The sequence below is a fragment of the Candidatus Hydrogenedentota bacterium genome, assembly GCA_019695095.1.
GTDB lineage: Bacteria > Hydrogenedentota > Hydrogenedentia > Hydrogenedentales > SLHB01 > JAIBAQ01.
Genome location: JAIBAQ010000188.1, coordinates 1 through 11,315, shown reverse-complemented (window position 1 = coordinate 11,315; position 11,315 = coordinate 1). Strand labels below are relative to the sequence as shown.

The window sequence follows — 11,315 nt, the reverse complement described above, 5'->3', positions numbered from 1 at the left end:
ATCTCGCCGTCGCCCAGCGACTCGATCGGCGGCGCGGCGTGACGCGCGAACCTGGCCACGGCGTCCTCCGGCAGCCCCTTCGGCACGTAGAACATCCTGAAACTGACCGAACCACTTTCGAATGACATCGTAAAATTCCTCCGGGAAGGTGGGAGTCAATAGACCGCCCCCCGGAGACCGTCGAGGAAAAACGGCCGCAACCTTGCGGATGTTTCGGGTGGCAGCTGTCTTGCACGCCCGCCACATATTGCGGCCAAGTCCAGGGCCCATGGCTCAATAGGGGTTGCCTCGCCAGTAGCATGACTGTAAATTCAACCCGTGTACCTGATAACAGCTGAAGTGTATGGCTTTGTGGGGTATGCATAACACGTGCAAGAAGTCCTTCAGCTTCCACCAATTCCGAAGTCGGTTTCGGCAACTCGAAATGCAGCAGTCGAATCGCCCTTCTTGGTGCAATCCTTGCCATCAGCTAAGCTCATGACCGACAACGACGAAAAAACAGCCAGGGCCTATAGTTTGATGGCGATGAACCACGATCACGTCTGGGCGCGTTTTGCCAAGGAAGAGATGTTGGCGCTCATTGACCACGCGAACATTCGGACTCCCATCAAAGTAATTGACATGGGCTGCGGATCTGGCCGGCACTCACTTTGCTTGGCGCTTATGGGTCACAAAGTCAGGGCTTTTGATTTCGCGCAAGCTTGGGTCGAGCGCGCGAAACAATCCCGGGATTCCAAATCGGAATCCATAAGTGAAAGTAACGGGACTCTTGATATTGAAGCGGGCGACGCGCGTTGCCCGAAGGCGATGGGCGGGGCCGATTTAGTGCTTTGCCTTTACGACATCATTGGCAGCAGCCCCGAAAAGGCAGACGCGACCGCAATTGTGTCGTCGCTCTTCAAGCTCTGCTTCCCAGACGGATGGGTCGCATTGAGTTGCATGAATGGGCTGCAGGTGCTGCGCAATATGCCGCAGCTAACATTGGCGGACCCTGATCCCCAAGACCTAGAACCAGTTCGCACGATGCAAAACTGCGGCGAAGTGTTTGATTTTTCGCGCATGCTCTATAATCCGACCAAGGGCATTTTGTATCGTCGGGAGCAGTTTATCAAAGATGGAAACATCATCTTCGATACAGTGATCAAGGAGCGGCGATACCTTCCCGTAGAGATATATGACCTATTGTGCCAAGCTGGTTTTGACAGGATTGAAATGTTTTCGGTCAGGGCGGGAAAATGGGACTTCAAGAAGCCTTTCGATCCTGATGCTCCGGAGCTCCTTTTCTTGGCTCGACGCCCCGCATCAATAGAGCAGTCAGTTCCAAAGCTATCTCCTCAGCGAGGCAGGCGGATATCCTCGAGGGGCTATACCCTCGACCTGATTCCCCGGGATGAAATTGAACCTCATCACGCCTATATTGTATCGAGGATATTTTGTTCTTCATTTGGAAAAAATCCAAATACAGGAAAGTTGAAAATCCTTGGCCCCAAGAAGATGTGGGAGCGTCTTCAGAGGTGTTCGTACTTGTGTCTCTTATCCTCGGATGCGAACCCCGTTGGCTACATGTTTGGCACGGAGTACAATCATCTGTTGACCAAGATCGCCTGGCTCGACTCTATTTGTGTTGCAGTTGAACACCGAAAAAAGGGCTACGCTACGGCTATGCTTGATGCCTTTGCTCGAGCCGTGCCCACATTTGAATGGTTGGGGGCCACAAGTCCGAATCCCATCACTCCACTGGTATTGCAGAAGCTTGCTCTCGGAAAAATCTACCTTTCGGGGCGGCCAGCGCCTTCGGAAATCATCAAGTCTCTGGAGTACATCTGTAACGAATGCGAAGACCTGCGAGGGTGCAAAATCGATCCAGAAGAGATGTATATTAAGACCAACTTTTCGGTCCAACTTGACGCGAACGAAAAGGAATGGCGTAAGGATGCTCCCGCGCCGGCATGGTGGACGAAGCTTGCCAACCTACCGGAAGACTACGAATCGCTACTCATTATCCATCGCAGCTCCATAAGCCAGGTTGGAGATGCAGACTGACTCCAGATCCGACTACTCGGGCTCATTAGCGCCCTCCAGGATACTTCCTTTCGTGCTCGGGAAGCGGGCATACCATAGAGCTAGAACGTCGCGCAGGTGCTGTGCATATCGGAAATGAGCACCCGCTCCCGTCCGCAGTTCGGCTTCATAGACGAACTTATCCCCCGTAGTTGCGTGCTCAAAGGACATTTGGGAGCCTAGTAAACACCAATACACGTAGGCGGGGTCGTCGGCTTGAAGGCGAGCCAGTGAGTCGTACGTCAGCGCAGCTCCGGTTCGCCCCAGTTTGTCGTATTCATCCTTATCCAAACTTGGATTCAGCTCTCCAGCTGCAGCATAAAATCCGCGCGGGATGAATTGACAGGTTTTGGTGCCCGTTCTGTGCCGATTCAGGTCTCTTATTTCGGCAAAAGACACGGCGTCCCAACCAAATCGGACAAGTGTTCGCCGCAATGGGGAGCCCATCCATGCATAAATATTGTTGTGCCCTTCGAGGGCGCGGCCTATGTCGCTATCCGTCACGCCGGCGGGGGGGTGTATTTCGAGAAACGCTTTTGCCGTATTCTCGACTATGTCGCCAGCATCGCAGAATTTGAGGCTCCGCGCTGATTGCATGCACGAATCGTACTCGTCCCTGAGACCAAGCGAGATGGATCGTATCTCTGACGCGTGTTTCGTAAGGCGTGGTACCCACATCTCTAGTTCTTCTCGCAATAGAGAACCAAGCCGTCTTGCCTCGCAAAGGTAATGTGACAGCAACATCTGGCATAACTGGACCCAGCTGCGAGCAGACATCAGGAGCATCACATTGGTTTTCGCAGCGGCGGGTAGAAAGTATCTCGCCCGATCAAAGGCGAAATTGCGCCGCATGCGGGCTATCTTGCGCTTACCTTTCTCTGACTCATCATTGAGTATGGATTCTGGAATTGCCACTATCTGAGGGTCGCGTGAAGCGGCGGCCTCCCAGAAATTAAGCGCGCGCGAATATGCGCTGAATGCACTCTCCAGATTGTGTTGCCATGCAGCTCTCGCATCAACGGGTATACCCGCATCAGCCGGATCGAGCACACCGTCAGAGTTAAGGCGGATATACCGTGTGGAAGACTCTTGGCCACTAGCTGTTGGACATATTGACCAAATGAAATATGCCAACCACACGGAAACGCCGTCTATAAATATTGCGACAGGCGCCATGTCCGCGATTGACTGATGCCCGTAGTCGACCATGCGAAATATTGAATCAACGGACTTGTCCGGGTTCGCGGGATCTATCTTTGCGAGAATTGAATCAAGACCCTCGTTGTTGCGTGAGTACCTTGCGCCAGTTGCGGCCAAGAGCTCTGGCGTCAATGAAACACGACCGCTCCGAACGGCTCCATCTGTTGCCTTTAGACCAACGGACCGTACGTTCATGATTGCCTGAGTTTATAATGCTGCGGGAAGAGGGTGGAAAATATAGTGAATCTACTCAGATCGTCAAAACGAATACAGCGACAGACCCGAATGTTTGCGCGGTATCTCTATTGCGACGGCGCTGCTACCAATTGAACGCACGTCGGCGTTCAATGCTAGATCCTGCTTCACGATGCAGGCGAATGCGTTTGCTTGCCGTGTATGGTGAATGGCAGACCTGCTTCGGGAGGCGCGATGCTTGCGGCATGTTGCTTCGTCAGGCGCGCCGCAATTTTTGTGAACTGCTCCAGAGCCGATTCGAGGTCGTCCGCAATCTCACCGGCAAGAATGTCGGGGGCGGGTAGAGCGTCGGTATCCGTCAGGCTCTGGTCCTTGATCCAGAAGAGATCCAGGCTCAGTTTGTCGCGCTTCAACAGGTCTTCGTAGTCGTAGCATCGCCAGCGGCCTTCCGGATTCTTCTGGCTCCATGTTGGCTTGCGCGCGTGCTGCTTGCCGGGTTTGTAGCAGTCCACGAACGCATCGAAATCCTTGCGCTGGATGGGTGACTGTTTCAGCGTGAAATGAAGGTTGGTGCGCAGGTCGTAGACCCACAGCTTGTCCGTCCATGGCTCGGCTCGACCCTCTTTCTTCTCAAAGAAGATGACGTTCGCCTTCACGCCCGGTGAATACCAGATGCCAGTCGGCAGGCGCAGGAGGGTGTGCGCACGGCATTTCTGCAGGAGGTTGCGGCGCACTTTTTCGCCCGCACCACCCTCGAAAAGTACGTTGTCTGGGACGACCACGGCGGCGCGGCCGTCGATCTTGAGCAGCGTAAAGATGTGCTGCACGAAGTTGAGCTGCTTGTTGCTGGTCGACGTCCAAAAGTCCTCGCGGACGATGAACTGGTCTTCCTTCTCGGTGTCGCCCTCGTCGTTGACGAACAGGAGACTCTGCTTTTTACCGAACGGCGGGTTGGCAAGGATCAGGGAGTACTCTTTGCCCCACGACGAGGCCAGGCTGTCATGTCCGGAGTGCACTACGACGTTGTCCCCGCCAACGCCGTGCAGGTACAGGTTCATCGCGCACATGCGGCCGACCTTCGGCGACAGTTCCATGCCCTCGACAAGTTCCTCGCGCAGGGTCCGCTTCTCGTCCCGATCCAACTTCTTCTCGAACTGCTCCAGCACGTAACGGTAGGCCTCGCACAGGAATCCGCCCGTGCCGGCTGCCGGATCGCAAATCCGATCTTCCGGCGTGGGCTGCGTCACCTCGCACATGGCCTGGATCACCGGGCGTGGCGTGAAGTACTGGCCCGCGCCTCGCGATGACTCCTGGGCGGAGCGCGAAAGAAGTTCCTCATAGATTGTGCCTTTGACGTCGACGGGCAGCGAGAGCCAGTCGACTTTGTCGAGCAGGTTGACGATGAGCTGTTTGAGCAGGGCCGGATTGTGGATTTCGCAGCGTGCCCCCTTGAAGATGACGCCGAGCATCCCCGGCTTTAGAGCCAGTTTCTCGAGGATGCCCCGGTACGTATCTTCCAGCGGCGCGCCGTCCAGCGGCAGAAGCTTCTTCCAGCCGAGTTCCGGTGGAACGATCGGGGCCTTGCTGTAGGGCGGCTCGGTGAGCTGGTCCGCCATCTTCAGGAACAAGAGGAGCGTCAGCTGTTCCACGTATTCAAAACACGAAAGCCCGGCATCCTGCAGCACGCCCGCGTAGCTCCACGCGCGTTTGCCAATTTGGGACGGGTCCATGGTGCTAGTCCTGCGCCTCCACGCGCTTGAGTTCGGACTGGCCGAGCCAGAAACAGGCCAGCGGCGCGGGAATTTTTAACACACGTGTGGCCTGGCCGGGCCGCAGCGTGATGACGCTGAAGTCAGTCGGGTCGCGCGTGATCACGTAGCCGTGCCCCACCTTCTTGTCCTCGCACAATTCCGCCAGGCCCTTGAGATCGCGCGGCCCGGTATGTTCCGGCGCTCGGTATTTCACTTCGAAGGGAACAACCCGCCCCTCCAGGTCGGCCACCATATCGACTTCGTGGTCCTTCTTTCCGCGCCAGTAGGAAAAGCCCACGCTGCGCGCATAGTAGCGCGTGTACAGGTGCTTGAAGAAAGCTGTTTCCACGGCGCGTGCCAATCCGTCCGGGTCTTCGATGAGGCCCTTTCCTTTCAGGAGTACGCTCGGCGCCATAGCGGGATCCGCCAGGTAGATCTTTGGTTTGGCTCGGAGAACCTGCTTGCCGTAGCCGAACGGCAGGAGTCGATAGATGAGGTGCGTCGACTCCAGAAGCGAAATGAAATTACTTACCGTCGGGCGCTTCAACTGGAGCTCCTTGCACAACTCGGGCAGGTCCAACTGCCCGCCGTCGTGCAGGCAGAGGTACAGAAACACCTGCTCCAACTCCAGTACCCGGCGAACTCCGAAGAGTGCTGTCATGTCGCGCTTCAACACCTTGTCCACGATGTCCTCGCGCAGCAGCTTCTGTGCGGTCTGGACATTTCCCATCAGCGCGCTCTGCGGAAATCCACCGCGCAGCAGGTACTCGTGGAAGAACCCGATCAGCGGACTCATATCCGCGCCGACGCGGGCAAATTCCGTTTCGGGCCATTTGAAGAGTTCAAGCAGGCTGTCGACCTGGCGCAGCTTCGGGACACGCGCTTCTCGCAGCTGCAGGTATTCAAAAAAGGAAAGAGTCGCCAGCCGGATCGAATGCCAGCGGCCGACGCCGGATTCCTGGCCTTCCTCGGCCAGCCGCGTGGCGGAGCCGGTGACCGCGATCCGGCGGCGCTTATCGAAATCCACCTGGTGCTTCAGCCAGACCGGCCAATCCTTGATCGCTTGGATCTCGTCCAGGAACAGGTACTCGGGCCCGTCGTGCGCCGGTTCGAACTCCCGCCACAACTGGATCACGGTCTCGACGCCGGCGAGTTTCAGCAACGGATGATCGAACGTCACGTAGAGGACGTTTCCAGGATGAACACCCCGGCCGATGAGTTCGTCGATGGCCTGCAGGAACAGCGTTGTCTTGCCCACCTGCCGCGCACCCGTCAGGAGCAGGGCCCGCCCGGCCGGCGGGTCTTCAATCCACTCAGAGATTTCCCGGAACGCCGCCCGCTTCCACGGCGGCAGTTCTGCGGACCGCCCCCCCGTCCACCAAGGATTGAACTGGCGCAGCACCGCAAAAAGCTCTGTTTTCGACGCAATCACACGATAAATATCACTAATTTGTTACAATAAGTAAAGTATGTTTTAACTATTTGCCAGTTTTTGTGTTTCTTGCGCTCTTTTCGGTCTGCTTCGCTTTTAGGGCGGCGGCCTCCCGCGCCGACCGTTCCGCGGCAATACGCTTGAGCAATTCTGACGCCGGTTCGTCATTCGGATTCTGCGGTACCAGCTTCCCCTCGAATGCACGTTTCAGGACCGCCTGCCGCAAGGTCCCCGCATGCCTCACCTGCGCCTCAATCTCGGATTCGAGATGATCGATCACTGACAGCTGGGCTTCGACTATCTCAACAATGGCGGATTGCTCGGGGAGCGGGGGGAGAGGTATCGGAAGCGGATGCAGGTCGGACATGGAGATTCTTTGATGCCCGGCGGTAGATTTTGCCGCAGCTTCGATGCGAGCCCTCGGAATCGGGTGTCGAAAACAAAAGACAAGAAAGCGGCCATCGGTTCCTTCAACTAATTTTCCACAGAAGATACGATCAGGATATTGGATGCCTTGGTACCCAAGGGCGCCGACAACTGCGCAACAGCCCACGTATTCGACACTGCCGCTGAGTCTCGTAACGAGGACGTCTCCGCGCTCAAGGTAGTTCTCTGATCTACCGCTCTGCGCAGTGGTCAAGTAGTTCAAATCGCCGAAGTCTATAGAGCCTTGTCTAACCGCGCTGGACTTCAGCACTGGGAAGTCCGTTGCTTGACGGCCGGACGTTTCCGAGGACCCGCTTCGGAGCAGCCACAAAAGTTGGCTAAGCGTTGCCCATTTCCACCCGTCCGGCAATTTCGGGAGATTCGTCGTCTCCGGAGGAACGGGTTCTTTGTATTTCGCCTTCCAATTCTTCGGCGGCTCCTGGTTCTTCTCCTTGAACCGGCGGAGCTGCTCTTCCTCCCAGCGGCGGCGGCGCTCGACGAGGATGCGCTTCAACAGTTCTGACGCAGGCTCAGCATCAGGATGCTTCTTGCGCCAGTCTTCGGTGAGTTTTCCCTCCACTGCAGCTTTCAAAACGGAGGCGCGATAGAGCTTCAGTTTCTTCCGCACCCGCTCCAGCGCCGCAACAGCGGCATCGAGATCGGAGAACAACTCGTCCAGCGCGTCGGCGATGCGGATTTGTTCCTTGCGTGGAGGCAAGAGTATGTGGAACGACCCAATTTGCTCGAAATCCACTCGCGGGCGGTCACCCGCGTTGATGCGGCTTGCAAAGCGAACAAAATCACCGGCATTGAGCCGGTATTTCAGGTAACGCCCAAGCACAGCGCACGATTCGGGCATAACAATGAATTCTCCTGAACAAAGTCCCGAGAAATCAGGCTGATACACCTTGTTCAGGTAAGACCGCATCCGGCCATACAACACATCTTGTGGCTTAAATAGATTCGCGCCGCTCTTCATAGACTCGGCGGGGGCCGTGCCAAGCAGGCGCATGGTGTGCGGTTCAACGTGTTCCATGCCGATAAACTTTGCATCGGGTGTGCATTGGGGATCTATCTTGCCGCTGCGCGGCTCAACGATTGATGCCAGCACTGTTGGGCACCATCCAGAAGGGATTTGACTAGCGGGGGCGCTCACGCCGCCAATCTCTCATTCAATTCGGCCAGGAGCGAGGGAAGCTTGTCGCCGAAGAGCTGGTGGGCGCGGCCCAGGCTGCCGTGCTGGCTGAACCAGCCGGTTTCGAAGTCGTCGGCCTGGATCGCGAGGCTGGTGGCGATGTGTTCGGCGATGCGGTCGAGCCACTCTTCCTGTTCGTTCGTGAAGGTCGCGCCGGTCCGGCGCTTCTCCGCTTTCCAGTACGCGAGGTTCCGGCGCACGTCTTCGGCGTAGGATTTCAGCGGCGCCGCGCCTGGTTCGATGGCATGTCGCACGATCTGGACGAGGTCAGTCAGCAGATCGCCGCCGCGCTTCGGGGCCCCCGCTTCGGCGGCGATGCGTTCGGTGGCTTCGAAAGCGCGCCAGAGCTGGAGGGGTGTCACGGCGAGCGGCGGCGCGGCGAGGGCGTCGCGCAACTGCTTCAGATCCTTGAGCGCCATCTTCAGCGGCCGCGTGCCCGCATAGATGGCCTGCAGCGCCGCCAACTCGTCCTTGTGTTCCTTGATCCACCTCTTGAAGTCGCTGACCTTGGTCCGCGCCTTGTCCAGCGACGCCGCGTCGAATCCGGAATACAGCACTTCGTCGATCGTGTGCCGGTCCATCGTCTGTTCGTTCTGCTTCCGGATCTGCAGGATGCGCCGTCGAAACGCGGCCTTGAGAAAAGGGGTGACCGCTTCCTGCTGGAGCTGTTCGGCCGGTGTCTCGCGTTGGGCATCAGGATCGCAGGCCTTGAGCAGGTTGTGAGAGAGCTCGCTTAGCGACTTGCCGCCTGCCAGGTCCTTCAGCTCGGCAAGCTGGTCGCGGCTGAATTCGCGCTGTAGACGGGCGAGCCGGCCCGCGAGCGTCGTGAGCGCTTCGGAATCGACGCCGCCCTGCGCGACGTAATTCAGCAGTTCCTCCAGCGTTGCCGACGGTTGGCGGTTCAATGTCTGCGAGTCGGTCTTGTCCTGTTCGCAGACACCTACGGCGTCGACGATGATGAACCTGTCTTTGACCTCCGCGCTGGGCGTGACCGTGCGCAGCTTGTCGGGTGAAATCACGCGCACGCCGCGGCCCTTCATCTGTTCGAAAAAACCGGCCGACTTGACGTTGCGCATGAAGAAAACGCACTCGATCGGCTTCACATCCGTGCCGGTGGAGATCATGTCCACCGTCACGGCGATCCGCGGGTAGAAGCTGTTCCGGAAGTTGGCGAGGATTTCGTCCGGCGTGAGGGAGGACGTCTTCACCCACTCCGTTACATCCGACTCAGTCCCGTCATCGTTCTTCACCTTCTTCGTCACCTTGGTGAAGCCGGTGCGGTAGGTGATCTTTTGGCAAAAGTCGTTGCCCTCCGCGAAGACATCTCTCGCGATGCGGACAATATCGTCCGCATGGGAATCGTCCTTCGCGAAAATCAGCGTCTTGGGCACTTCCTTGCGGCCGGGGAATGCGTCGGGCAGTACCTTGTCGCGGAACTCCATGAGCACGGTCCGGATCTGGCTCTCGTTGACGACGTCGCGGTCCAGTTCCGAGGACGTATAGGTCATGTCTCGCTTGAGCAGTTCCAGCCGTTCGGCGCGCGTGAGTTTGTGGCGCTTGTCCACGTAAACGCCCGTGGGTCCGGCTAGAATCGTTGCGCCGCTTTCGGTCACCTTGGTCCGGATGCGGTAGACATCGAACCCGACGTTCACGCCATCGACAACCGCCTGGTCGTGACCGTATTGCATGACGAGGTTCTGATTGAAAAACCCGATGGTCTTTCCGGCCGGGGTGGCTGTCAGGCCGATCAGGAAGGCATCAAAGTAGAGGAGCACCTGGCTCCACAGTTCGTAGATCGAGCGATGGCACTCATCCACGATGATGAAGTCGAAGAATTCGGGGGGAATGCCCGCGTTGTAAACGACGTCCGGCGGCGCGCCCTGCCACGGCTTCGCGGTGTCGAAGCCTGATCCTTCCTCGTTGCTCGCGTCGAATTCCGGCTCGCCCTTCAACATGGAGTAGAGACGCTGAATGGTCGTGATGACGACTTTCGAGGCGGGATTGATCGCGTTCGATTTGAGACGTTGCACGGTGTACAAGGCCGGAAACTTCCGCGGATCGTCAGGCGGTTCAAAATCCGTGAATTCATCTTCGCCCTGTTTGCCCAGGTTGCCCCGGTCGACGAGAAAGAGAATTCGTTTCGCACCCCCAAACTTCAGCAGGCGATAGCAGACATTGACGGCGGTAAACGTCTTGCCCGACCCCGTCGCCATCTGGATGAGCGCACGTTGATCCGCCCGGGCAAACGACGCCTCAAGATTGCGGATAGCCTGCCCCTGCACTTTCCAGAGCCGCGTTTCATCGAGGGCGGGCAGCGTCTTCAGTCGCCCGCGAAGCTGTGTCGACTGGGCCAGAAGTTCGGCTACGGCATCCGGGCGAGGGAAGTTGAAGAGTTGGCGGCTCCTGGGCGTTGGGTCGAGGCCGTTCGTAAAATAGGTGACGGACCCATTTGATTCGAACAGGAACGGCAAAGGGCGCCGGTGAGCAGGGAGATTGTCGGGCAGACCGGCGGCGTACTTCGCAGACTGAGCCTCAACGCCGGCCAGCGTACCCTCGGCCTTGGCCTCAATGGCGCCAGCGGCCTTTCGGTCCAGATAGAGCAGATAGTCGGCAAAGCCGAAACCCGCCTTCATTGGAAATTCTCGAACGGCAACGCCACGGCCTGCGGTAAGATCCAGTTCTTCCCGGCTTTGTACCTGCCAGCCAGCCGCCGTGAGGTCGGCATCGATGTCGCGTCTGGCGTTCTCTTCCGGGCTGTCGGCCATGATTTGCACTCCGGGCGTCGGAGTTGGAGAGTAGCATGATGAAAAACGTGAAACAACATGCGCAGGATATCAGGGACCGATGTCGCGTCAGAACGTGACGGTGACGGTGGAGGGCGCTTTGCGCGGCCCGAGCACGATCATCGGCTCCCACTGGCATTTACCCTTGCTGCTGATGCCGGTGAGCCGGAACGTGTAGGAGCCGCCGGCGTCAGTGATGATGACCGTTTCGCCGCGGCGGACGAGGCCGCCGTTCACGATCGCCGCAACATCCGCGGCCGAGCCGACGACGC

Annotated in this window: 7 protein-coding genes; 1 reads left to right on the top strand and 6 read right to left on the bottom strand. The window is 57.9% G+C overall.

Annotated elements, in window-relative coordinates:
- The first annotated feature begins 369 nt into the window (after positions 1-369).
- On the top strand, positions 370-2,043 hold the full coding sequence (locus K1Y02_21635; GenBank protein MBX7258979.1) for a GNAT family N-acetyltransferase: 1,674 nt from the start codon (positions 370-372) through the stop codon (positions 2,041-2,043).
- Between the two features lie 12 nt (positions 2,044-2,055).
- Here the strand turns inward: K1Y02_21635 and K1Y02_21630 are convergent, their stop codons facing one another.
- The 6 genes from K1Y02_21630 to K1Y02_21605 all read right to left on the bottom strand — a co-directional run.
- Positions 2,056-3,393, bottom strand: a complete 1,338-nt coding sequence (locus tag K1Y02_21630; GenBank protein ID MBX7258978.1) for an FAD-dependent thymidylate synthase — start codon at positions 3,391-3,393, stop codon at positions 2,056-2,058.
- 230 nt (positions 3,394-3,623) lie between these two features.
- Positions 3,624-5,186 (bottom strand): type I restriction-modification system subunit M, encoded by a 1,563-nt coding sequence (locus K1Y02_21625; GenBank protein MBX7258977.1) that lies wholly within the window; start codon positions 5,184-5,186, stop codon positions 3,624-3,626.
- A 4-nt stretch (positions 5,187-5,190) separates the two neighbouring features.
- On the bottom strand, positions 5,191-6,639 hold the full coding sequence (locus tag K1Y02_21620; GenBank protein ID MBX7258976.1) for an ATP-binding protein: 1,449 nt from the start codon (positions 6,637-6,639) through the stop codon (positions 5,191-5,193).
- Positions 6,640-6,685: 46 nt separating this feature from the next.
- Positions 6,686-8,176 carry a restriction endonuclease subunit S gene (locus K1Y02_21615; protein MBX7258975.1) on the bottom strand — a complete coding sequence of 497 codons (1,491 nt, stop codon included), beginning with the start codon at positions 8,174-8,176 and terminating at the stop codon, positions 6,686-6,688.
- Between the two features lie 41 nt (positions 8,177-8,217).
- The gene (locus tag K1Y02_21610) at positions 8,218-11,025 is read right to left on the bottom strand and encodes a DEAD/DEAH box helicase family protein (GenBank protein MBX7258974.1); all 2,808 of its coding nucleotides are present in this window, start codon (positions 11,023-11,025) and stop codon (positions 8,218-8,220) included.
- 87 nt (positions 11,026-11,112) lie between these two features.
- Positions 11,113-11,315: hypothetical protein (locus K1Y02_21605; protein MBX7258973.1), on the bottom strand; the 203-nt coding region annotated here is incomplete at its 5' end.

What these genes read in the sequence shown, in the direction of transcription:
- K1Y02_21625 (MBX7258977.1), bottom strand. Translation starts at nt 5,186, where the DNA reads ATGGACCCGTCCCAAATTGGCAAACGCGCGTGGAGCTACGCGGGCGTG.
- K1Y02_21610 (MBX7258974.1), bottom strand. Translation starts at nt 11,025, where the DNA reads ATGGCCGACAGCCCGGAAGAGAACGCCAGACGCGACATCGATGCCGAC.